General features: G+C 59.5%; 19 protein-coding genes. 15 read left to right on the top strand and 4 right to left on the bottom strand.

Annotated features, from left to right (window positions below; genetic code table 11):
* The first annotated feature begins 241 nt into the window (after positions 1 to 241).
* The 9 genes from msuE to GA0061101_RS35325 all read left to right on the top strand — a co-directional run bounded on the left by msuE (position 242) and on the right by GA0061101_RS35325 (position 9,447).
* Complete coding sequence (gene msuE, locus GA0061101_RS35370; RefSeq protein ID WP_028755187.1) at positions 242 to 817, top strand: FMN reductase; 576 nt, start codon at positions 242 to 244, stop codon at positions 815 to 817.
* 31 nt (positions 818 to 848) lie between these two features.
* Positions 849 to 1,958, top strand: a complete 1,110-nt coding sequence (gene sfnG / locus GA0061101_RS35365) for a dimethylsulfone monooxygenase SfnG (RefSeq protein WP_004119927.1) — start codon at positions 849 to 851, stop codon at positions 1,956 to 1,958.
* Positions 1,959 to 2,080: 122 nt separating this feature from the next.
* Positions 2,081 to 2,992 (top strand): ABC transporter ATP-binding protein, encoded by a 912-nt coding sequence (locus GA0061101_RS35360; RefSeq protein ID WP_004119930.1) that lies wholly within the window; start codon positions 2,081 to 2,083, stop codon positions 2,990 to 2,992.
* Positions 2,992 to 3,888: a branched-chain amino acid ABC transporter permease gene (locus GA0061101_RS35355; RefSeq protein WP_004119933.1), complete on the top strand. Its 897-nt coding sequence runs from the start codon at positions 2,992 to 2,994 to the stop codon at positions 3,886 to 3,888. The genes GA0061101_RS35360 and GA0061101_RS35355 overlap by 1 nt, the downstream gene beginning before the upstream one ends.
* Position 3,889: 1 nt before the next feature.
* Positions 3,890 to 4,933 (top strand): branched-chain amino acid ABC transporter permease, encoded by a 1,044-nt coding sequence (locus GA0061101_RS35350; protein ID WP_004119936.1) that lies wholly within the window; start codon positions 3,890 to 3,892, stop codon positions 4,931 to 4,933.
* A gap of 96 nt (positions 4,934 to 5,029) precedes the next feature.
* Positions 5,030 to 6,364, top strand: coding sequence for an ABC transporter substrate-binding protein (locus GA0061101_RS35345; RefSeq protein ID WP_004119939.1), 1,335 nt, complete (start codon positions 5,030 to 5,032; stop codon positions 6,362 to 6,364).
* 89 nt (positions 6,365 to 6,453) lie between these two features.
* Positions 6,454 to 7,248, top strand: a complete 795-nt coding sequence (locus GA0061101_RS35340) for an ABC transporter ATP-binding protein (protein ID WP_004119942.1) — start codon at positions 6,454 to 6,456, stop codon at positions 7,246 to 7,248.
* Positions 7,249 to 7,280: 32 nt separating this feature from the next.
* Entirely contained in the window at positions 7,281 to 8,528 is a 1,248-nt protein-coding gene (locus GA0061101_RS35335) for an SfnB family sulfur acquisition oxidoreductase (protein WP_004119945.1), read from the top strand.
* A gap of 688 nt (positions 8,529 to 9,216) precedes the next feature.
* Positions 9,217 to 9,447 (top strand): response regulator transcription factor, encoded by a 231-nt coding sequence (locus GA0061101_RS35325; protein ID WP_004119948.1) that lies wholly within the window; start codon positions 9,217 to 9,219, stop codon positions 9,445 to 9,447.
* Positions 9,448 to 9,955: 508 nt separating this feature from the next.
* Here GA0061101_RS35325 and GA0061101_RS35320 read toward each other — a convergent pair.
* From GA0061101_RS35320 to GA0061101_RS35310, 3 genes are all read right to left on the bottom strand, one after another.
* Entirely contained in the window at positions 9,956 to 10,771 is an 816-nt protein-coding gene (locus GA0061101_RS35320) for a carbohydrate ABC transporter permease (RefSeq protein WP_004119950.1), read from the bottom strand.
* Positions 10,768 to 11,709 carry a carbohydrate ABC transporter permease gene (locus GA0061101_RS35315; RefSeq protein WP_015341969.1) on the bottom strand — a complete coding sequence of 314 codons (942 nt, stop codon included), beginning with the start codon at positions 11,707 to 11,709 and terminating at the stop codon, positions 10,768 to 10,770. The genes GA0061101_RS35320 and GA0061101_RS35315 overlap by 4 nt, the downstream gene beginning before the upstream one ends.
* Before the next feature lie 114 nt (positions 11,710 to 11,823).
* Positions 11,824 to 13,164 (bottom strand): ABC transporter substrate-binding protein, encoded by a 1,341-nt coding sequence (locus GA0061101_RS35310; protein WP_004119956.1) that lies wholly within the window; start codon positions 13,162 to 13,164, stop codon positions 11,824 to 11,826.
* Positions 13,165 to 13,547: 383 nt separating this feature from the next.
* Here GA0061101_RS35310 and GA0061101_RS35305 point away from each other — a divergent pair, with 383 nt between their 5' ends.
* The 6 genes from GA0061101_RS35305 (at position 13,548) to ssuD (ending at position 20,150) form a co-directional block, all read left to right on the top strand.
* Positions 13,548 to 14,957 carry an LLM class flavin-dependent oxidoreductase gene (locus GA0061101_RS35305; protein ID WP_004119959.1) on the top strand — a complete coding sequence of 470 codons (1,410 nt, stop codon included), beginning with the start codon at positions 13,548 to 13,550 and terminating at the stop codon, positions 14,955 to 14,957.
* A 27-nt stretch (positions 14,958 to 14,984) separates the two neighbouring features.
* Positions 14,985 to 16,253 carry an SfnB family sulfur acquisition oxidoreductase gene (locus GA0061101_RS35300; RefSeq protein WP_004119961.1) on the top strand — a complete coding sequence of 423 codons (1,269 nt, stop codon included), beginning with the start codon at positions 14,985 to 14,987 and terminating at the stop codon, positions 16,251 to 16,253.
* 7 nt (positions 16,254 to 16,260) lie between these two features.
* Positions 16,261 to 17,523, top strand: coding sequence for an SfnB family sulfur acquisition oxidoreductase (locus GA0061101_RS35295; RefSeq protein WP_004119965.1), 1,263 nt, complete (start codon positions 16,261 to 16,263; stop codon positions 17,521 to 17,523).
* A gap of 64 nt (positions 17,524 to 17,587) precedes the next feature.
* On the top strand, positions 17,588 to 17,731 hold the full coding sequence (locus tag GA0061101_RS40990; protein ID WP_157385366.1) for an FAD/NAD(P)-binding protein: 144 nt from the start codon (positions 17,588 to 17,590) through the stop codon (positions 17,729 to 17,731).
* A gap of 586 nt (positions 17,732 to 18,317) precedes the next feature.
* Positions 18,318 to 18,767 (top strand): FAD/NAD(P)-binding protein, encoded by a 450-nt coding sequence (locus GA0061101_RS40595; RefSeq protein ID WP_135488289.1) that lies wholly within the window; start codon positions 18,318 to 18,320, stop codon positions 18,765 to 18,767.
* A 213-nt stretch (positions 18,768 to 18,980) separates the two neighbouring features.
* Positions 18,981 to 20,150: an FMNH2-dependent alkanesulfonate monooxygenase gene (gene ssuD, locus GA0061101_RS35275; protein ID WP_004119972.1), complete on the top strand. Its 1,170-nt coding sequence runs from the start codon at positions 18,981 to 18,983 to the stop codon at positions 20,148 to 20,150.
* A 613-nt stretch (positions 20,151 to 20,763) separates the two neighbouring features.
* On the opposite strand, the gene GA0061101_RS35265 is transcribed toward ssuD, so the two are convergent.
* Positions 20,764 to 21,711: a hypothetical protein gene (locus GA0061101_RS35265; protein WP_240535456.1), complete on the bottom strand. Its 948-nt coding sequence runs from the start codon at positions 21,709 to 21,711 to the stop codon at positions 20,764 to 20,766.
* Positions 21,712 to 21,805 lie beyond the last annotated feature (94 nt).

Below are 21,805 nucleotides of genomic sequence, written 5' to 3'. Positions count from 1 at the left end.
CTTAAGAAAATGACTGCCCTCAGAGCTCGTATGTCGATCAGTCCCCGCACTTCGGCGTCAGTTCTTCAGCACCCATCGTGCCATGCACGACAGATTGCGTTTGAGAAAATTCTTCCGATAAGCCATCGCTCAAAACAGTAATTCAATCCATTTTGCTCGGAAGATTAGAACATCTTCGCCTTTCTAAAAGCTACTAAATATATAGGGTAAATTATCTAATCAATCGGGACTCGTGGTCATCATGAACATCCTCGCGCTGAGTGGCAATGTCAAAAGACCGTCCCGCACGGCGTCCTTGGTGAAGGTCGCCGCCGATCGCCTGCGGCAGCGCGTTGGTGGCCACGTGCAGTGCATCGAGCTTGTCGATGCAGCACCGGTGCTCTTTCGGGCGCTCAGAGCTGATCAGCTCGATACCGAGGGCAGGGCGGTCATTGCCGCGGTGGAAGGAGCCGATATCATCATCGCCGGATCACCCGTTTATCGGGCGTCCTACAGCGGCGCGCTGAAGCATCTGTTTGACCTTGTCGATCATCGAGCGCTGACGGGCAAGCGCGTCGTCCTCGCCGCAACCGGCGGCACGCCGTTGCATGGCCTGATGCTTGAGCACCAATTGCGGCCGCTCTTCGGCTTCTTCAATGCGCTGACCGTCCCGACCTCGATCTATGCGCTTGAGGCCGACTTTACCGATCACGAGCTCAGGAATCCTGCCGTCCTCGAGCGCGTGGATCGAGCCGTCGAAGAGGTTTCTGAAATCACGCCGGCGCTCGACATCGGAGCGATCGCGGCCTCGGCAAAACACAGCGGATTGGCAGCTTAGCCATAGAACGAAATTCCAGAGGGAGCCTTACATGACTTTTTCCAATGCCTCAAACGATCCGGTCAAATTTGCCTATTGGGTGCCGAATGTCTCGGGAGGACTGGTGATTTCGAATATCGAACAGCGCACAAGCTGGACGATCGAATACAACAGAAAGCTTGCGCAGATCGCCGAAGCGAGCGGTTTCGACTATGCCCTAAGCCAGATCCGTTTCACGGCAGGCTATGGAGCGGAATTTCAGCATGAGTCCGTTTCGTTCAGTCAGGCCCTTCTTGAATCGACGACGACATTGAAGGTGATCGCAGCGATCCTGCCTGGTCCTTGGAATCCGGCCGTTGCCGCCAAGCAGATTGCCACCATCAATCACCTGACCAACGGGCGCGTCGCAGTCAATATTGTCAGCGGCTGGTTCCGCGGTGAATTTGCCGCCATTGGCGAGCACTGGCTTGATCATGACGAGCGCTATCGCCGCTCGGAGGAGTTCATCCGTGCGCTTCGCGGTATCTGGACCGAGGATAATTTCACCTTCCGCGGCGATTTCTATCGCTTCAACAATTATTCGCTGAAGCCGAAGCCGATCGATCCGCAGCCGGAAATCTTCCAGGGCGGCTCCTCACGCGCAGCTCGCGACATGGCGGCGCGTGTGTCGGACTGGTACTTCACCAACGGCAATACGCCGGCCGAGATCCGCAAGCAGGTTGACGACATCCAATCGAAGGCCAAGGAGAATGGCCATTCAGTGCGGATCGGGGTGAACGCCTTCGCAATCGTGCGCGAAACCGAGGAAGAAGCCAAGGCAGTGCTTGCCGAGATCATCGAGAAGGCCAATCCCGAGGCGGTCAATGCTTTCGGGCATGAAGTTAAGAACGCCGGCAAGGCGTCGCCGGAAGGCGAAGGAAACTGGGCGAAATCTTCTTTCGAAGACCTCGTTCAATATAATGATGGCTTCCGCTCGAACCTCATCGGCACGCCACGGCAGGTTGCCGAGCGGGTTGTGGCGCTGAAGCAGGCGGGTGCGGATCTGATTCTGCTGGGCTTCCTGCATTTCCAGGAGGAGGTCGAGTATTTCGGCAAGCATGTGATTCCGCTGGTTCGTGAGCTCGAAGAGGCCGCCAGCACGCAGCCAGTGGCGGCCGAATAGGCCTCGCTGCAGCAAAATACCTCGTAAAGTGAAACATGATGGGTGCGTGGGCCGATTGGTCCACGCCGACGGGATTGGCGTGCCATGTTCAAGCCGCGCCCGAGCCGAATGGAGGACACTGAATGCCTGCCGCGACCTATTCCCTTGACGTGCTGGATCCCGGTACGCTGCGGGACTCCGGCGACCAGATTGCCCGCGCGTTGCCACCGGGCAAGACCGGCGGCATCCCGCAGCATGACGAAGAGACCCATGCTCTCTCTTTGCATGGCATCAGCCTGTCATTCGGTGGCGTCGCTGCCTTGGTCAATGTAGACCTTTCTGTTGAGCCGGGGGAGATCCGGGCGATTATCGGTCCAAATGGCGCAGGCAAGAGTTCGCTGATCAACGTCATCAGCGGTGTCTATCGCTCGAACCATGGCCATGTTCGTATCGGCTCCAACACCTATCGTCATGTGCCGACGGAGCGATTGGCATCGCTTGGCGTTGCGCGCACGTTCCAGAACCTCGCCTTGTTCAAGGGCTTGAGTGTCACTGATAACGTCATCGCCGGTCGAGCCTATACCGTGTGCTCGACCTTTGCCGAACAGATCCTCGGGCTTGGCCGCGCGCGCCGCGAAGAGGCGGATGCACGCGAGCGGGCGGCCCGTATTCTCGAGTTCCTGCATCTGGGCCAGGTCAGCCATCGTCTCGTAGGCACGCTGCCCTACGGACTGCAAAAACGCGTCGAGCTCGCCCGCGCCCTGGTGGCGGAACCGAAGATCCTGCTTCTAGACGAGCCTATGGCGGGGATGACGGCGAGCGAAAAGAACGACATGGCCGACGTCATCCGGTCTGCCCGAGATCTGTATGACACGACGGTGATCCTCATCGAACACGATATCGGCGTGGTCATGCAGCTTTCCGACCGGATCGCGGTCCTCGATTACGGCCGCAAGATCGCCGACGGCAGCCCGGACGAAATTCGTGCCGACGAGCGCGTCATCGACGCCTATCTCGGCGTCGTTGCGGAAAACGAGGATGGGGAGGGCATCTGATGGCAGATTTCGACTGGCCGTTTCTGATCGAAGTGCTGGTTGGCGGCCTGCTGTCGGGCGTTATGTATTCGCTCGTCGCAATCGGTTTCGTGCTGATCTACAAGACGTCGGGCGTGCTTAATTTCGCTCAAGGGGCAATGTTGCTGTTTGCCGCGCTGACCTTTGTCAGCCTTCTTGAGCGTGGCGTTCCCTTTGCCTTGGCGCTCGTCATTACATTCGCTGTCATGGTGCTGATCGGCATTGCCATCGAGCGTACCGTGCTGCGACCATTGACCAACAAGCCGCCGATTACGCTTTTCATGGCGACGCTCGGGCTCTCCTATATCATCGAGGGGGCGGCTCAACTCATCTGGGGCACGCAGGTCCACGGTCTGGAGCTCGGGATCGAGGATGTTCCATTCGACATTGGCGGCGTGTTCATCAGCCAGTTCGATCTTTTTGCGGCGGCAGTCGCTGCTGCGATGGTGGCGGCGCTGTCCGCCTTCTTCCGCTACACCCGAATTGGGCTGGCATGCCGGGCTGTAGCGGACGATCAGTTCGCTGCGCTTGCAGTCGGACTGAAACTGCCCTGGATTTGGGCAACGGTCTGGGCGGCTGCCGGTGTCGTGGCGCTGGTGGCTGGCCTGCTATGGGGCGCGCGGCTCGGCGTGCAGTTCTCCCTGTCGCTGGTGGTGCTGAAAGCGCTGCCCGTTCTCGTGCTTGGCGGCTTTGATTCCATTCTGGGTGCGATCGTCGGCGGCCTGCTAATCGGCGCGACAGAGAAGCTCGCGGAAGTCTATATCGGCGAATATTTCGGCGGCGGCATCGAAGGTTGGATTGCCTATGTCGCAGCACTCGCCTTCCTGCTCATCCGCCCCTCCGGCCTGTTTGGGCAAAAGCTCGTGGAAAGGGTCTGATATGGCCGTCGTTACCACCGATCATCATCCCACACGGCTTTTCAGCCGCTGGATGACGCCGATTGCCATCCTTGCCGGCGCCTATCTCGTGGTTCCCTTTGTCGGTTCGACCTATTTGTTCGAGGCGATCCTTTTGCCGTTCCTGGCGCTCAGCCTTGCCGGCGTCGGGCTGAATCTGCTTACCGGCTATGCAGGCCAGGTCTCGCTCGGAAGCGCCGCCTTCATGGCCGTCGGTGCCTTTGCTGCTTACAATTTCAATCTGCGCGTCGATGGCCTGCCGTTGATCGTCAGCATCCTGCTGGCCGGCCTTATGGCGGCGGTGATCGGCATCGTCTTCGGCCTGCCGAGCCTCAGATTGAAGGGCTTTTATCTTGCGGTGTCGACGCTCGCCGCGCAGTTCTTCGTGCAGTGGGCTCTCACCAAGTTTAGCTGGTTTTCAAACGACTCTGCCTCCGGGGTCATTGATGCGCCGCCTCTGACGCTTGCGGGCGTCGAGTTTACGGGCCCGGCAGGTCGCTATCTCTTTTCACTTACGATCGTGGTGGTGCTGACCTTCCTGGCGCATCGGCTGACGACCTCTCAAACCGGGCGCAACTTCATCGCCGTTCGGGACAATGAGATCGCGGCGCGCATCATCGGCGTGCCCGTACTGAGAACCAAGTTGCTGGCCTTTGCGATCTCCTCTTTCATCATCGCGGTTGCGGGAGCGCTTTGGGCCTTTGCTTACCTGAGGACCGTCGAGCCGGCCGGCTTCAATCTCGACCGATCGTTCCAAATCCTTTTCATCATCATCATCGGCGGGCTTGCCTCGACGCGGGGCGCCTTTCTCGGCGCCGCCCTGATCGTCGTCTTCCCGCTCGTGCTATCTCGATTGGGCTCGTTCCTGCTCGGTGATGTTTTCGATTCCGGCGTGCTCGACATGAGCCAGCGCATCGTGCTCGGCGCCTTGATCATTCTGTTTCTGATCCTGGAACCGGACGGGCTTTCCTCGCTTTGGGGCAAGATCCGAAGGCGGTTGGGCTCTGCCATCGACAGGCCGGCCTGACCAAGCCGGGGCACAAGCTCCGCAAACATCAAACCCATCGCTCATTCAACCCAGTTCCGGCCATCACACCGGACAATACCCGGAGTGTATCCAAACATGACCATGCTTGCGAAATTGAAGGCCGCTGTCATTGCGGCTGGACTAGCCGTCTCGGCCGCGATACCGGCCGCCCATGCCGATGAACAATATTTCCCGCTGCAGAGCTATCGCGTCGGGCCCTATGCGGCCGGCGGCACAGGTTTCTTCGGTGGTTTTATCGATTATCTGAACCTCATCAACACGCGGAATGGCGGCGTCAACGGCGTCAAGCTCACCTGGTCGGAAGCGGAAACGCAATACGAGGTTGAACGCGGCGTCGAGGCCTACGAGCGTCTCAAGAGCAATCCGAATATTGCCGCCTGGAACCCGCTTTCCGTCGGTATCGCCTATGCCATGATCGACCGCATCACGCAGGACAAGGTGCCGTTGATCACCATCAACCATGGTCGCACGGATTCCACTGATGGCCGCGTTTTCCCCTATGTCTTTCCGCTGCTGCTCAATCCCTATAGCGAGACCTCGGGCATCGTGAACTACATCGCCTCGAAGCTCGGCGGTCTCGACAAGCTGAAGGGCAAGAAGATCGTCGTGCTGTATCACGGCTCGCCCTACGGCAAGGAAACGATCCCGATCTATGAACTCTTGTCGCAGAAATATGGCTTCGAACTGCAGCAGATCGAGGTGCCGCATCCCGGCAATGAGCAACAGGCGCAATGGCTGACGATCCGCCGCGCCAAGCCGGATTACGTCGTCCTGCGCGGCTGGGGTGTCATGAACCCGGTCGCCCTGAAAACCGCGGCCAAGACCGGCTTTCCTGCCGACCATATCATCGGCAATGTCTGGTCGAACTCGGAAGAGGACGTGATCCCGGCCGGCGACGCCGCGAAGGGATATACCGCCATCACGACCCAAGCCTCCGGCACGGAATATCCGATCGTCCAGGAGATCGTGAAGACGCTCTATGACAACGGCAAGGGCAATCTGGAAGACAAGAAGCGCATCGGCTCCGTCTATCATAATCTCGGTATCGTCAACGGTATCCTGAACGTCGAGGCGATCCGTATTGCCCAGGAAAAGTTCGGACATCGGACTCTGACGGGCGACGAGGTCCGCTGGGGCTTCGAGCACCTGCAGCTTGATCCGGCTCGCGTCGAGGCGCTCGGCGCCAAGGGCCTGTTCCATTCCATAAACGTCACCTGGGACAATCACGAGGGCAACGGCTACGTGACCTTCCAGCAGTGGGACGGCAAGAAGTGGAACGTCGTCTCCGATTGGATTGCGCCGGACTGGGCACTGCTCCGGCCGATCATCGAGAAATCCTCGGAAGCCTACGCCAAGGAAAAGGGCATCAAGTTGCGCACGTCCGAAGACGCACAGGCCGTGACGAACTGAGCCCGGTGGCTGGGCATCGGCAGCGCGGTCCTGCTGCTGTCTGCCGGTGCCCGGCTCGCATACGAAACCACACTGAGATTGGGTGGACCATGGCTGGAAAAGACGTTCTGCTGAGCGTGGACGGGATCAAAGCGACCTACAATGGAGCAATCACGGCGCTTCACGGTGTCAGCTTCACACTGCGCCGCGGCGAGATTCTGGCGCTGCTGGGTGCCAATGGCGCCGGCAAGACGACGACGCTCAAGGCGATTTCGAACCTGCTTCCAGCCGAGCGCGGCGAGATTACCGCCGGCGGCGTCCTGTACGAGGGCCGCGACGTCACCACTGCAACGCCGGCCGAATTGGTGCGCGCCGGCCTCGTGCAGGTCCTTGAGGGCCGGCATTGCTTCCGCAATTTGACCATCGAGGAAAATCTCGTTTCCGGCGGCCTTGGACGGAGCGGCTCGCGCTCCGAGATCGCCGCCGATCTGGAGAGAATATACACGATTTTTCCCCGACTAAAGGAGAAGCGCCGCGCGCTGGCCGGTCTTACCTCGGGCGGTGAACAGCAAATGGCGGCGATCGGCCGTGCGCTGATGTCGCGTCCAAAGCTTTTGGTGCTCGACGAACCGTCCATGGGGCTGGCGCCGATCGTCGTGCAGGACATTTTCCGGACGTTGCGGCGGCTGAATGTTGAAGGCGGTCTTTCCATTCTCGTTGCCGAACAGAATTCGGCGATCGCCCTGCGTTATGCCGACCGCGCGACAGTCCTCGAAAACGGCGCTGCAGTGCTTTCGGGAGATGCGGCCGAGTTGCGCGGACGCGACGACGTCAAGGCATTTTATCTCGGTCAGAAATCCACACCGGCATCCATACCCGCCACAACAAGCCTCCCACAGGCCTGATCGGCCGCCATCGTCAACCAGGAGAATCCATCATGACGCTCTCACAGGTCAATACCGAAAATGCCGTCAAGGCTGTGCCGGCGGTTCCTCGTCCGGCTGAGCCCGCCCATGTCATCAAGGACGATGCCGAGGCAATCGCTGTTGCCCGCCGGCTTGCGGCCGAATTCGTGAAGGACTCCGCCAAGCGCGATCGCGAACGCATTTGGCCCGTCGCCGAGTTGGATGCCTTTTCGCAAAGCGGCCTATGGTCGATCAATGTGCCAAAGGCCTTCGGCGGCCCGGAGGTTTCGTACGCCACGCTTGCAAAGGTCATCGAAATCATATCGGCGGCGGATTCATCGATCGGTCAGATCGCCCAGAACCATCTGGGGGTCGTCGCTGCCATCCGGACTGTATCGGATGTCGCCCAGCAGAAACTCCTGTTTGCCGAGGTGCTGAAAGGCACCCGTTTCGGCAACGCTTTTTCGGAATTCGGTTCCAAACGGGCGGTCGATTTCGAAACGCGCTTCAGCGATGCCGGCGACCACGTTGTCGTCAACGGGCGCAAGTTCTATTCCTCCGGCGCTCTGCTCGCGCATCTTGTGCCGATCGTCGCGCTCGATGACGAAGGGCGGGCCTGGTATGCGATTGCCGAGCGGGATGCGCGGGGGCTCACCGTCATCGATGACTGGTCCTCGTTCGGGCAGCGCACGACGCTGTCCGGCACCGTGCTGCTCGACAACGTCAAGGTGCCGAAGACCCATCTCGTGCCTGGATACAAGGGCTATGAAGTGCCGAGCGCAGATGGTGCGATCTTCCAGATCATCCAGGTTGCCGTCGACACCGGTATCGCACAGGCCGCCATTGACGAGACGGTCGCCTTCGTGCGCACCAAGAGCCGGGCATGGGTGGATAGCGGCCAGGATCATGCCTGGGAGGATCCCTATACAATCCAGGCCGTCGGCGACCTGACGCTGCGCCTGCATGCCGCGCAAGCGCTTTTGGAAAAAGCCGGCTATGCAATCGACCGCGCCGTACTGAACCCCAATGCGGAGACGGTCGCCGAAGCGCAGATCGTCACGGCCGAGGCCAAGATCCTATCGACCGAAATCGCGATTGCTGCGACCAACAAGCTGTTCGAACTCGCAGGCACTCGCTCAACACTCGCCGAGCACAACCTCGATCGCCATTGGCGCAATGCGCGCACCCATACGCTCCATGACCCCGTGCGCTGGAAATACGCCATTCTTGGAAGATATTTCCTGAATGGCGAAAATCCCCCGCTGCATGCGTGGAGTTGACGATCCGCAAAAGTCTCTTGCGCCGTCACGGCGTGAGAGACCTCAAGGTTCGTGGCAAAGTGAACCAAATGCGGCCTCTGCCAAACATATGTCGGAGGCGTTGACGAATAAGCCAATATGATCTGCATTATCAAAAGCCGGAGCAGCCGATGGCGCGCATGGATTCGTCTTCGCGCCGCATTTACCTCCTGGCGGCTTTGACGAATTCGTCGGAAAGGTCGTGCCGCTTTTGCAGGAGCGGGGCGTGTATCCGCACCGAAGGCGGAGAAGAGACGCTCCATGCCAACCTCGGCTTGCCTAAACAGTTGCCGGCGGCTGCCCCGTCAGGCTTGGCGGCGGTGATATGAATGATGACGGCCGCCGGCTGTTGCGAGATCGCCAGCGCTTTCGCTGCGACATCCGGCCCTTCGACACGAAAGGCTCTCCTTTTTAAGGGGGTACTTTGGTCAGGCGGCCGGTTCAACCGACAGTCGCTGTCGTGAGTCGGTTCAGAGATTGCTCATCTCGCCATCGAAACCGATTTTTATTGACACTTACCGGCCCCGCCACTGAGGTTCTAGCGCATTTGGCGCCACAGTTGACGATTTGGCACGGTTCTTGAGTCTCGCTTTGGGATCGATCACGGTGACAAGCGCATTGTCCCTTCCGAACCTCTCGCCGGCTCAAGACTCCACCTAGGAACCGCACGATGCAAAACTCGGCCATGAACACGGAATATCCAGCCATCTCAAACCGCGAAAAAGCATGCCTCGCATGGACTGCGAAAGGTAAATCATCGTGGGCGATCGGGAAGACATTGAGCATATCGGAGCACACGGTAAATTTTCATCTTAGGAATGCCATGCGAAAGCTAAACTGCAGCAGCAGAATGGCTGCTGCATTGAAAGCTGTTGAGCTCGGAATCATTGGATGGCATTAGGAATCTGTAATTCGCATCGGGAAGTGCAGGACTAACCGGAATTCGAGTAGAGGGTCGATGAACGAGAAATATCTTCCCATCGCACCAGCAGGTCAGAAGCTCAGAACGCAGGCGGAGCTCGCCTTAAACCCCCTCCGGCGGGGGGCGGGTATATTAACTTCTGCCTTATCGAATCGAGAAATGGGCAGGTCTCCCCGACTTATGAAACTATCTTGCGGCTATCAAGTTGGGCTTGAGGTCAATATTGCTGAACTCGTTCGAAGCTAAATAAGAGATCTTGCGCGGGGGGCGGATCACTGTCACGGGAAGCGGTTTAGGTATGCGAAAAGAACACGCCGGTACGCATGCGAGATGCTCGCCTCGGATCTGGCGACGAAGCAGTTCACTCCCTTTGTCATAAGACTGAGGCGGGTATGGATGCGCCCGAGCTTCTCTAGCGAGGGTGACGGCTCGGAGGAACAATCCCGCCCACTCCTCGGAATTCTCGTGCTTGCACCGTGTCCAGTCGTCATTTGAGGCCGCCATGGGCAAGACCTGCAACGAGATAACGCTGCAGGAAGAGTGCCACCAGATAGACTGGTGCGATGCCCGCGAGAGAAGCAGCCGCCATCTGTCCGAAATTGACCAGCCGATCCCCCTGGAAGAGCGAGATGCCGACGGGAAGCGTGCGCGTCTCGTCGGAAAAGGTGAAGGCGGAGGCAAAGAGGAACTCGTTATAGGCGAGGACCGAGACAATGATCAGCGTCGCCACGATGCCTGGCACAATGATCGGCACGACGATATGGACAAGGATCCGGAAGGGGCCGGCTCCGTCGACTGCTGCCGCCTGTTCAATCTCCAGCGGCATGCGCCGGAGAAAAGGCGTGAGAAGCCAGAAGGCGACGGGAATATTGGCAAAGCCGTAGAGCATCACAAGTCCGGCATGCGTGTTGAGGAGCCCGGTTGCCTTGAGAAGATAGAACAGGGGAATCAGAGCCACGATCGGTGGCGCCATGTAGCTCGACAGAGTGAGATCACCGAGCCACTTGCCACCGATGCCGAGTCGCAGCACGGCGTAGGCGGCGGGGAGGGTGAGCAGCAACGTCAGGGCGCCGGCGAGCAGCGATACGGCAACGGAGTTGGCTATGAATCCTGAAAGACAGGCAGCCTCGAAGGCGGCCGGCCAATTGTCGAGCGTCGGGCTTGTCGGCAGGAAGTGCCCGCTCAGCACGTCGTCTTTGGTCTTGAAAGAAACCGAGATGAGATACGCGATCGGCAGAGTGAAGAAGATGAAGATCGGCGCGGTCGCGGCAACGAGCAGAATGTCGGAGCGGTTGATCTTCATGCGTCTTTCCTCTCGAGATGCTGGTGAATGCGGATGACGGGCCAGAGCACTGCGCCAATTACCAGACTATAGATCAGGGTCTCGGCGGCGGCGCGGGCGACATCGAACTGTTCCAATGCGCGGCGATAGATGGAGAAGCCGGTCGTCGTAGTGGCAAAGCCCGGACCGCCGAACGTCAGGACATAGACGAGGTCGAAGACCTTGAAGGAGAGAATGAGCTTCAGGAGATAGATTGAGGAGAGCGGCGCCGCCACGAGCGGAAGCGTGATGTGCCAGAAGCGTTGCAGAGGTGATGCTCCATCAATGATCGATGCCTCGTGGACGCCTTCGGGAATGGTCGAAAGGGCGGCGAAGCTAAGGATGACGACGAAGGGCGTCCATTGCCAGACATCGGCAACCGCGATCGCGAACCAGGCAAAGACAGGATCGCCCAGGAAGCTTACGGGCGCGTCGACAATGCCAAGGTTCAGGAGCACCCCGTTCAGGAGCCCTCCGGCCGGCGCGAGGATCAACTTCCATGCGACTCCCACCATCACCGGCGGCGTCATGAGCGGCAGCAGGATCAGGCTTACCAGGAACCGTCCGGCCTTCAGGAGCTGGCTGAAGAGCAAGGCGATCAAAAAGCCGATAGCCAGCTGGGTACTCGCCGTGATGAAAGCATAGGCGATGCTCTTGGTCAGAGAGGTCACAAACAGCGGATCCTGGAGGACGTCCCGCACATGTCGCAATCCGACAAAGCTGCGGAAGGGTTTCCCGAGCGTGCTTTTGCTGAGCGCAAGGGCCACCAGGAAGAGTGTGGGATAGACCAGGGTCGAGGCGAGCCCGAGCAAGATCGGAGAGATCCACAGCCAACCGATGACCCGGTGTGCCGAAATACCGTGATCTGCCGTCGTTGAGGCGGCGCGTCTTCGAGCGGGGGGGAAATCGATCGCAGTCATGTCATCGTGCCTGTGGTCTTCGTCGTTCTTCTCTGGAAAGGCGTGCCCCCTCGGCCGCGAGCCACGCCTTTGGGACTGGTGTACGACGTCCGCAGGTGGGCCGGGGCTCAATGATCAGCCATTGGCTTCGATGATGTTCGTCCAGGACTTATGGGCATCGGCGATCGCCTGTTCGGCACTTTTGGTCCCGGCAAGGGCGAGGGAGAGTTCATCGGTCAGCGCGTTTTCCAGCTTCGGGGCATAAACGGCCGTGGGCCAGGCGAGGCTGTTTTCAAGTGCACCGTCTGCCAGCAGCGGCTGGACGAGCGGCTGGAAGGCCTTGAACTTTTCGGAGTTAAGGCCGGAGTGACGGTCGGGATCGATACCGGAGCCGGTCAGCGTGAGCAGTTGTTCGTGGTAGCCCTTGCTGGTCGCGAGCTTGATCAGTTCCCAGGCGACGTCCTTGTTCTTCGACCCGCTGGTGATTGCGAAGCCGAAACCGGCGTTGAAGGCAAGACGCGGTGTCTTGTTGGCGCCACCGACTGGAATGCGGGTGACGCCCCACTTGTCGACGATCTTCGAGCCCTTGGGATCCTGGGCGTAGCCGCCGAGGTCAGTCCAAAAGTCGATCTGGGCGGCCTTACCGCTGAGGAAGGCGGGTAGACCTTCCTCGAAGCGCGTCTCGAGCGGCGTCGGCAATGCATGCGGTGCGGATGCGAGGAGCGACTTCAGCGCCTCCACGGCTTCGGCGCTGTCGAGGGCCGAGGTGCCGTCTGCTTTCAGGAAGTTGCCGCCAAAGCCGGTGAGGCGGTTGGCATAGGTCGACAGGATGATCACCGGGATCTTCGCGCCCAGGACTGCAGCACCGTAGATACCGTTCTTGGATTCCGCGTCGGTGATGATCTTGGCGTTTTCATTGTATTCGTCCCAGGTCGTTGCTGGCTTGAGGCCATAACGATCGAAGAGTTCCTTGTTGTAGAACAGAAGGTGGCTGTCGCCGTCATAAGGCAGGCCATAGCGACGGCCTTCATGCAGCGTGTACTGGTCATAGATCGTCTGGATGAAGTCGTCGGGTTGGATTTCCGCCTTGTCTTTCTCGATCAAGTCAGTGACGTCCTCGATCACGCCGTCCTCGGCCAACTGGCCCTTGTAGGTATAGAAATAGTCGATGACGTCGAATTCACCGGCTCCAGATTGAAAGTCGAGGGTCGCCTTGACGCTGACCTGGTCGTAGGGAACGGCGGTTACGTTGACCCTCGCACCCGTAAGCTTCTCGAAATCCTCGGAGATCTTCTTGCCTGTGACGACATGCGGCTGAATGATCAGGAGATTGAGGGTGTGTCCGGCGAACCGATTGCCTGCGGCCAGGGCGGAGGACAAGACGCCCGATGAGAGAAGAGGAAGCGCTCCTGATGCCAGCATGGTCTTCAAGACCGTGCGGCGGCGATATGCTTGGTCGATGATGGGGTCGGACATGAATTGATCCTCGGTTGCGATGGTGCGGGCCGCAGGAATGACCACGGAGCGGTATTCCGTGTGGCACCCGCGTCGGCCTTTGGGGGATCATTCGCCAGATAACTCCTGCCGTTAACCAACAGGAATTTAAAGTACACAAAAAACATAGAATTTCTTTTCGGCGCGACGCTTCGAGCGGCTAGAGCCGAAGTGGCGACGCACGAGCGGATGCTGTCAAATAAGGCCGATCAGCGCGATAACCGAGACGAGAGCCATTCACTGCCCATCAAACTCCGAGAAAAAAATTCCACGAAATAGTCTATAAAAAACATATAATAACTGTTAAATATGTGCAGTGTCTGGATGCTTCGGGGCCAAGCCTGAAATTCGGATGGGATCGAGGAATGACCAAGCAGATACATTTCAACGCCTTCGACATGAACTGCGTGGGTCACCAGTCGCCCGGGCTTTGGGCGCATCCCCGGGACAGATCCTGGAAATACAAGGATCTGGACTACTGGCAAGGTCTTGCGAGGACGCTCGAAAAGGGGGTCTTCGATGGCATCTTCATCGCTGACGTGATCGGCTACTACGACGTCTACAAGGGCAACAACTACCACGCCATCCAACAGGCGGCGCAGATTCCGGTTAATGATCCGATCCAACTCGCGGTCCCGATTGCGCTAGCCACCGAACATCTCGGCATCGGCATCACCGCCTCGATCTCGTTTGAGCACCCCTATCCCTTCGCACGGCGTCTGGCCACCGCCGACCACCTGACAAAGGGGCGCGTCGGCTGGAATATCGTGACCTCCTATCTGGAGAGCGGTGCCAAGAACATTGGACAAGGCGGATTGCGTGCGCATGATAACCGCTACGAAGTGGCGAGCGAATATCTCGAGGTCATCTACAAGCTCCTTGAGGGTTCCTGGGAAGAAGGTGCCGTACTGCGCGACCGCGAGAAACGCATCTTTACCGATCCGTCGAAGGTGCACGAGATCGGCCATAAGGGCCGCTTCTTCGAAGTGCCGGGCTACGCCCTGACCGAGCCGTCGCCGCAGCGTACCCCGGTGCTCTATCAGGCCGGTGCTTCCGGGCCGGGCAAGCAATTCGCGGCGGAGCATGCAGAATGCGTCTTCGTTGCGGCACAGACCAGGACCATTCTGAAGAACTATGTGCGTGATGTCCGGCTGCGGGCGGCGACCGTCGGGCGCGATGCGTCGAAGTTCCGCATCTACAATCTGATGACCGTCATCGTGGACGAAACCGACGAGAAGGCGCGCGCCAAATTCCGCGACTATCTCGATTACGTTTCCTATGATGGCTCGCTGGTTTTCATGTCCGGCTGGACAGGCGTCGACTTTTCGCGCTACGCACCGGACGACCTCGTGCGCAAGGTCGAGACCAACGCCATCCACTCGGCGATCGAGAGCCTTTCGGAAGGCGATCCGAATAAGCGCTGGACGATCAGGGAGCTCGCCGAATGGGGCGGTATCGGCGGTATGGGACCGGTGGTCGTGGGATCGCCCTCCACCATAGCCGACGAGCTGCAGGCCTGGGTTGAGGAGACCGACGTTGACGGCTTCAACCTCGCCTATGCCGTAACTCCCGAGACCTTTGAGGATATCGTCGGCTATCTGGTGCCGGAACTACAGAAGCGCGGGGTCTATCCGACCGGCTATCGCCCCGGAACGCTGCGGGAGAAGCTGTTCGGCGAGGGACCCCATTTGCCCAAGGCCCATCCGGCCGACCGTTACCGCGACATCGAATCCTTCAAACGCAACCAGGCAATTACGCTGGCCAATGCCAGCTGAGGTCCTTAACCGACGAGGTTTTTCCTTATGGGAAGCATCACCGAGACCAAGATTGATCACAGCGTCCATCCGCGCGTCAATTCAACAGACCCATTGTCGCCCCGTCCGCGCCCGGTCAAGCCGGCGCATGTGATCAGGAGCGAAGAGGAGGCTATCCAGATAGCCGAGAAGCTGGCCGCGAGCTTCAAGGTCGGGGCGGCGCTGCGTGACCGGGAGGGACTGCTTCCGATCGCCGAGCTCGACGCGTATTCGCAAAGCGGTCTCTGGAGCATCAACGTGCCGAAAGCTTATGGCGGTCCGGAAGTCTCCTATGCCACGCTCGCAAAGGTGATCGCCATCATCGCTGCGGCCGATCCGGCCATCGCGCAGATCACTCAGAACCATCTGGCGATCGTCGCGACCGTCGATCTCGACGGCACGGAAGGGCAGAAGAAACTGTTCTTCGGCTGGGCGCTCGAAGGGATCCGTTACGGCAACGCCTTCTCCGAACTGAAGAGCAAGACCGTCGCCGATTTCGAGACCAAGGTCGTTCATGATGGCGACGACGTGGTCGTCAACGGAGAGAAATTCTACACGACTGGCGCGCTCCTTGCCCATATCGTGCCGATCGTCGGCGTCGACGAGACTGGCCAGGGCTATCTCGTCTTTGCCGACCGCGACGCCCCCGGTCTCACCGTCACCAACAACTGGTCGAGCTTCGGTCAGCGCACCACCGCGTCGGGTTCGGTTAAGATCGAAAACGTGCGCGTGCCTAAGGCTCGGGCGCTGAAGGTCACCTCTTTCGACCATCCGACAGTCGGCGGCCCTGTCTCGCAGATCATCCAGTCGGCGATCGATGTCGGCATCGCCCGGGGCACGATCGACGATACGATCGAGTTCGTCAGCAAGTATAGCCGGCCTTGGATCGACAGCGGCAAGGCGACCGCCGGCGAAGACCTCTTCACCATTGCCCAGATCGGCGACCTGAAGATCAAGCTGCATGCGGCCGAAGCGCTGCTAGAGATCGCCGGGCACGCCATCGATGTGGCGCGCGCCAATCCGACGCTGGAGACGGTCTCGGAAGCAACGATCAAGACAGGCGAGTCCAAGGTTCTGACGACGGAGATTGCGATCCTGTCAACGAACAAGCTGTTCGAACTTGCAGGAACCCGCTCGACCCTCGCCGAGCACGGACTTGACCGCCACTGGCGCAATGCCCGCGTCCATACGCTGCATGATCCAGTGCGCTGGAAGTTCTACCATGTCGGCAATTATTATCTGAACCGCGTCCACCCGCCGCGCCACGCCTGGAACTGACCCCAAGATGAGCACAAATGATCGCAAGCTGCACCGGGATGCAGCGCTCACCGCCGGCCGTCCCGCGCCGCGCATAGCCGCGCGCGGGGGCCTGGCCCATGTCATCCGCGATGATGCGGAGGCCATCCAGATCGCGACGGACCTTGCGCTTGAATTCGCGGTCGGTGCCGCTCAGCGCGACCGCGAACGACGCCTTCCGCTTGCGGAGATCGACCGCTTCTCGCAAAGCGGTCTCTGGGCAATCACCATCCCGAAGGAATATGGCGGCGCCGGCGTCTCTGCGGTGACGCTGGCCGAGGTCACCGCCATCATCTCGGCTGCGGACTCTTCAATCGGGCAGATCCCGCAAAATCATTTCTACATGGTAGAGGCGCTGCGACTGACCGGCAGCGAGGAGCAGAAGCAGCACTATTTCCGGGGCGTGCTGCAGGGTGACCGTCTTGGCAACGCCTTCACAGAGATCGGCACGAAGACGCCGGTCGACTTTAAGACGCATTTCGCCGAGCGCGACGGAAAACTCTATCTGAACGGCCAGAAGTTTTACGCGACCGGCTCACTGTTCGCCCATATCGTCGTCGCTGTGGCGAAGGGACCGAATGGCCGCGTCCATTTGGTCTTCATGGACCGGGCTGCTCCGGGGCTCGGCTTCGTCGACGACTGGTCGTCCTTCGGGCAGCGTTCGACAGGGAGCGGGACCGTCACCTTCGACGACGTCGAGGTGGCGCCGTTTCAGATCGTTGACCATGATGGAAGCTTCGAACAGCCGACGCCGATGGGTCCTTTTGCGCAGATAATCCATGCTGCTGTGCAAGTCGGCATCGCGCGCGGGGCGCTCGCGGAGACGATTTCCTACGTTCGTGCCCATGCACGGCCATTTTTTGAACTGACGATCGAGCACGGTTATGAGGATCCGCACACCATACATGGCGTCGGCGACGTCGCGATCAGAGTGCATGCGGCCGACGCGCTGCTCAAAAGGGCGGGGCGGATCATCGACCGCGCCATCGCAGAACCGACGGCGGCGAGCGTAGCGCAGGCATCCGTTGCTGTCGCGGAGGTTAAGGCGCTCGGGACGGAAGTGGCACAGCTTGCCGCCACCAAGCTTATCGAGTTCGGTGGTGCGCGCTCGACGCTCGAAGGCTATGGGCTCGACCGCTTTTGGCGTAATGCCCGCACGCATTCCCTGCATGATCCGGTGCGCTGGAAATATCACCATATCGGAAACTTCTATCTGAATGGCATCCTGCCCCCGCGGCATGGCGCCCTCTGATTTTCAGATTACCTATCGAATTCTGTGGAGATCCGAATGAGATCGCCTTGGCGCTCTGATATCGGTGACGGGTCTGGCCTATGGTACAAACGACCCTGCGCACCGGATAAACGTCTCCGCAGGTAAGATGACACTCTTTCCGGAGCGACCCGACGATTTCCTGAACTGCTCGCAGAGTGTTCGACCGAGGTTGCCGACGAAAGACTGATCGGTCGAGATGGCCTGCCTTATCCCTGGCGTTCCGTTTTCGGTGACTATGTGGCTGCCCGACTGCGCCCCTTGATCGCAGAGGGTCGGATCGTGCACTGCCGAGCCACAATCCAGACAGTTGGCCGAGACGGTCAGGAATATCGCTTGCAGGCTGCCGACTGATCCGAGATTCGAGCCGATTTCCTGGTCCTTGCCGTCAGCCATCCGCCGCCGGCTTTGCCCACGTCCTCGTGCCGTTGCGCGGAGACGGCAAACTCGTCATGGATGTCACGGTCGCTGGTGCGCTGGCCCCATCGCGGCGACCGACCATGTGCTGATTATCGGGAACGGACGGACCGGGCAGACGTCGTGGCATCGCTGAAGCGTCGCGGACGTTATGGCCACATCATCCATCTCTCGGCGCGGTCTTCGTTCGCGCGGGCACAGCCGGCCGGACAGGAGGCGCTGGGCGATCTCGTGACGGAACCCGCAATGACGGCGAGCCGCCTCTTGCGGCACGTGCGCACAGCGGACAGGAAGGCTGAGGCCAAGGGACTGTCCTGGCACTGTGTGCTCGATGCTGTTCGCTTGCAGGGACAAGAAGTGTGGGCCGCTTTGCCGATGGCCGAACGCCGGCCGATCGCCCGCCATGTCAGGCCGTTCTGGGACGTCCACCGCTTCCGCATCCGCCGCAGGTGGAGGATGTCATCAATGATGAGCTCTCCAGCGGCAAACTTGAGATCCTCGCCGCTTCAGTAGCGGCGGTTGAGAGAACCGGCTCCAGCTTCAAGGTGAGCCTACGACAACGGCACAGGCGAGATAGTCGGGAAATCATGGTCGAGGCCATCGTCGTGACAACAGGGCCGGGGCATGGCGCTATTCTCGAGAGCCAGGACTTTTTACGCGACCTTAGCGTCGCCGGCCTCCTGCAGCCCTGCCCGACGTGGCTCGGTATCGCCTGCAATGGTAAAGCACATTCGATCTCTCGAGGGAGTGAAGCCGTGTCTAATGTGCTCATTGCCGGCCCCTTGGCCGAGGAACCTCTGGTGAACTGATGGGTCTGCCCCAGGTCACCGAACACGCCGTGTTCGGTGCGAACCGTATCAGACAGACACTTACTGATCACTTCGGTCACTAAGACCGCCGCAAGAGAACCGATCTTTTCGAAAGCCGCACGATAGTTGGAAGAAAATTGCTTATGAAAACTATAGAATTTAATAATATCGAGAAAATCTGTAACGGTTCTGCCGCTTTTGACAGGAATGGGAATGACGGTAATCGATAGGCCTCTCGACTTTCTTTGGTTCATCCCTTCGTCCGGTGACGGTGCGTATCTGGGGTCGGACGATCTCAGCCGCCCGGCGGATCCCGCCTATTTCCGCGAAATCGCGAAGGCTGCCGACCGGCTGGGATATTCCGGCGTGCTTATCCCAACGGGGGCGGCGTGCGAAGAATCCTTCATTCTGGCCGCCGATCTCGCCGCCCATACCGAGCGACTGAAATTTCTGGTGGCCATTCGGCCGGGTACGGCATCGCCGGCTTATTATGCGCGCCTTGCCGCGACGCTCGACCGCGTTTCCAATGGCCGCCTGCTGATTAACATCGTGGTCGGCGGCAGTGCCCAGGAGCTCGCCGGTGACGGCATTTTCCTGCCGCATGACGAACGCTACGATCATGCGGGCGAGTTCTTCCAGGTGTTCAACTCGCTGGTCGAGACCGGAAAGGCCAACCTCGACGGCAAGTATATCAAGGCCATCGATGCGAGACTTGGCCTGCCGCCTATACAGGAACCGCGCCCTCCGCTCTATTTCGGCGGATCGTCCGACGCTGCAATTGCGTTTTCCGGCGGTATCACCGACAAGTACCTGACCTGGGGCGAACCGCCGGCGCAAGTGGCAGAGAAGATTGCCAAGGTCCGCCAGGCCGCCGCGGCGAAGGGCAAGCACGTCAGCTTCGGCATCCGTCTTCACTTCATCGTTCGCGAGACCGATGAAGAGGCCTGGGCCGCGGCCGACCGGCTGATTTCCAAGCTTTCCGACGAAACGATTGCCGCAGCGCAGGAAGTGTTCGCGAAGAGCTCGGATTCGGTCGGCCAGGCGCGCATGGTCGCCCTGCATCAGGGACGCCGCGAAAAGCTCGAAGTCTCTCCCAATCTCTGGGCGGGGATTGGTCTCGTCCGCACGGGTGCGGGGACCGCACTGGTCGGATCTCCGAAGACCATCGCGGAACGTCTCCGGGAATATCAGGAGCTCGGGATCGATACCGTCATCGCCTCCGGCTATCCGCACCTGGAAGAAGCCTACCGGGTTTGCGAGTTGCTCTTCCCCGAAATAGGCCTGCCCGGCCCTCATGGGCAGATCCGCTCCGCATTCGGCGAACACCGGGTCTTTGGGGGAGGCGGACATGGCGGAAACGTGAAGATCGCATCCGCCTCCTGAAGAATTTACCGGCGAGCTCCTCCTGTCTGGAAGGAGCGCACAATGGCTGCCGCTGGGAGCCGAACCAGAAACCGACGCGGGCGGAGAAGTCGATCCACGGGCCCCGTTGGGATCTTTCATTAGACCTCGTTATTTAGGAGGAGACGGCCGTTTCAGAAGAGTGATTGACTCTAACGCCCCAAATCGCATGGGAAAGGTCGGCTTGCGCTAAATATTGCCTGCGGGCTACCCTCGACAACAGACTGTAGTCTCGTGTCCACCTCGCTCAAATGACCGACGTCTGAGCCGATCAATTCGAAGAGGTGATGGTTCAAGAAGCTGTAGAGATCAGCCGCTAGCCGGGCTGCCTCTTCTCCAAGGCAGGCCAGGTCGTAGATTCGATTGCCAGACCGGGCCTCGACCGTATGCCACAAAAGCGCCTTGCTGACGGAAATGGCGATAACATCCAGGCAAGGAAGACTGACGCCGTCGCTGACATCGAGCTGTACGGTCGCGGAAAACGATGAGTTAAAGCGGCACCTTCCATTTTCCCTATGGAAGGAGGGGTGCAAAGAAACCAGGCTGGTATGTTCGAACGCGCTCAAACATCAGAGCTCACGTGCTACCAGAAAATTCAATCCGGTAGCCACGCGCAATCAATCCAGTGCCGTTCATACCGTTTCGCGAATTCTGTCATCTCCCGGACATTCGCTTGAGGGGTTTGGCAGGCGCGGGCGCAGGTGGTGACCACATCCCGGTAAAAAGTAGGGGAGACCGGCCGAATGCCCTCGTAGTTCATGATCAGGTCGGGAAGGCGCTCCGCGATTGCCTCGCCACGGCGCGCCATGACAACGGTCGGCGGCGTTCCATATGCATTGATCAAGACGTATCGCCAGCTCGGATCTGCCTCTCCCTGCGCGGGAACGAGTTCACAAGGACAAGCATCACCAGCGCCGGAAATCTCCTGATAGATCGCGTCGAGCGCCTGTGCTTTTCTGGCGATCAGGACGTAAGGTCCCGAAGGAGTGTAGCCGCCCATCCGCTCGTCATACGCGACGCCCAACAGGCGTGAAAGGTCGTAGCGGGCCGTTCTGTCCAGGGAGGAGCGTTCCGAGAGAAACCATTGGAGTTGTCGCAGGGTAACGCCGACCGTAGCCGCAATCTCTTTCGGCGGATTGGGCCAGCAGGCGACCAGATTTTTGGCGATTTCCGCCGTATTGTCGTGCTCTTCATAAGCTGGAAACTCGTCATCATCGTCCATGTCGCCTAATGGCTCCTCTCCCGAAAGCAGCCAGGTTCTGCCGCATAAGTTGTCATGGTGAAAATAACGCGGCCGATCGGGCGGCAGCGAGATCTCCCAGGATGACAGCCATGGACCGACTTCCCAATCGACGTCTTCGAGGGGAATGGATGGCGGGGTGCGCATTGGCAACTCCAGCCACCGCTCGATGTTCTCGAGTTTTCGGTTGCTGAGCCTGCGAGGACCCCGGCCGGCCCTCCAGTCGTGATCCTTATGTGCATCGCGGCAAAGGGCCTCGACGGACGCGGCCAGAGACGGATCAACCGGGTCGTGCTTCTTCAAGTACCCCTCCGCAGAGATTATGACTCTTTGACTGGATAGGCCTTGTGGAGTTTTTCACGGGCTTTTTCGGTGGTGAACATCCATTGGATTTGTG

This window comes from Martinezella lusitana (genome assembly GCF_900094565.1).
Classification (GTDB): domain Bacteria; phylum Pseudomonadota; class Alphaproteobacteria; order Rhizobiales; family Rhizobiaceae; genus Rhizobium; species Rhizobium lusitanum.
The sequence above is the reverse complement of the archived record's forward strand: the minus strand, read 5'-3'. Positions and strand labels throughout refer to the sequence as shown.

What these genes read in the sequence shown, in the direction of transcription:
- GA0061101_RS35345 (WP_004119939.1), top strand. Translation starts at nt 5,030, where the DNA reads ATGACCATGCTTGCGAAATTGAAGGCCGCTGTCATTGCGGCTGGACTA.
- GA0061101_RS35295 (WP_004119965.1), top strand. Translation starts at nt 16,261, where the DNA reads ATGAGCACAAATGATCGCAAGCTGCACCGGGATGCAGCGCTCACCGCC.
- msuE (WP_028755187.1), top strand. Translation starts at nt 242, where the DNA reads ATGAACATCCTCGCGCTGAGTGGCAATGTCAAAAGACCGTCCCGCACG.
- GA0061101_RS35320 (WP_004119950.1), bottom strand. Translation starts at nt 10,771, where the DNA reads ATGAAGATCAACCGCTCCGACATTCTGCTCGTTGCCGCGACCGCGCCG.
- GA0061101_RS35315 (WP_015341969.1), bottom strand. Translation starts at nt 11,709, where the DNA reads ATGACTGCGATCGATTTCCCCCCCGCTCGAAGACGCGCCGCCTCAACG.
- GA0061101_RS35310 (WP_004119956.1), bottom strand. Translation starts at nt 13,164, where the DNA reads ATGTCCGACCCCATCATCGACCAAGCATATCGCCGCCGCACGGTCTTG.
- GA0061101_RS35305 (WP_004119959.1), top strand. Translation starts at nt 13,548, where the DNA reads ATGACCAAGCAGATACATTTCAACGCCTTCGACATGAACTGCGTGGGT.
- ssuD (WP_004119972.1), top strand. Translation starts at nt 18,981, where the DNA reads ATGACGGTAATCGATAGGCCTCTCGACTTTCTTTGGTTCATCCCTTCG.
- GA0061101_RS35350 (WP_004119936.1), top strand. Translation starts at nt 3,890, where the DNA reads ATGGCCGTCGTTACCACCGATCATCATCCCACACGGCTTTTCAGCCGC.
- GA0061101_RS35335 (WP_004119945.1), top strand. Translation starts at nt 7,281, where the DNA reads ATGACGCTCTCACAGGTCAATACCGAAAATGCCGTCAAGGCTGTGCCG.
- GA0061101_RS35300 (WP_004119961.1), top strand. Translation starts at nt 14,985, where the DNA reads ATGGGAAGCATCACCGAGACCAAGATTGATCACAGCGTCCATCCGCGC.
- GA0061101_RS35360 (WP_004119930.1), top strand. Translation starts at nt 2,081, where the DNA reads ATGCCTGCCGCGACCTATTCCCTTGACGTGCTGGATCCCGGTACGCTG.
- GA0061101_RS35340 (WP_004119942.1), top strand. Translation starts at nt 6,454, where the DNA reads ATGGCTGGAAAAGACGTTCTGCTGAGCGTGGACGGGATCAAAGCGACC.
- GA0061101_RS35355 (WP_004119933.1), top strand. Translation starts at nt 2,992, where the DNA reads ATGGCAGATTTCGACTGGCCGTTTCTGATCGAAGTGCTGGTTGGCGGC.
- GA0061101_RS35325 (WP_004119948.1), top strand. Translation starts at nt 9,217, where the DNA reads ATGCAAAACTCGGCCATGAACACGGAATATCCAGCCATCTCAAACCGC.
- sfnG (WP_004119927.1), top strand. Translation starts at nt 849, where the DNA reads ATGACTTTTTCCAATGCCTCAAACGATCCGGTCAAATTTGCCTATTGG.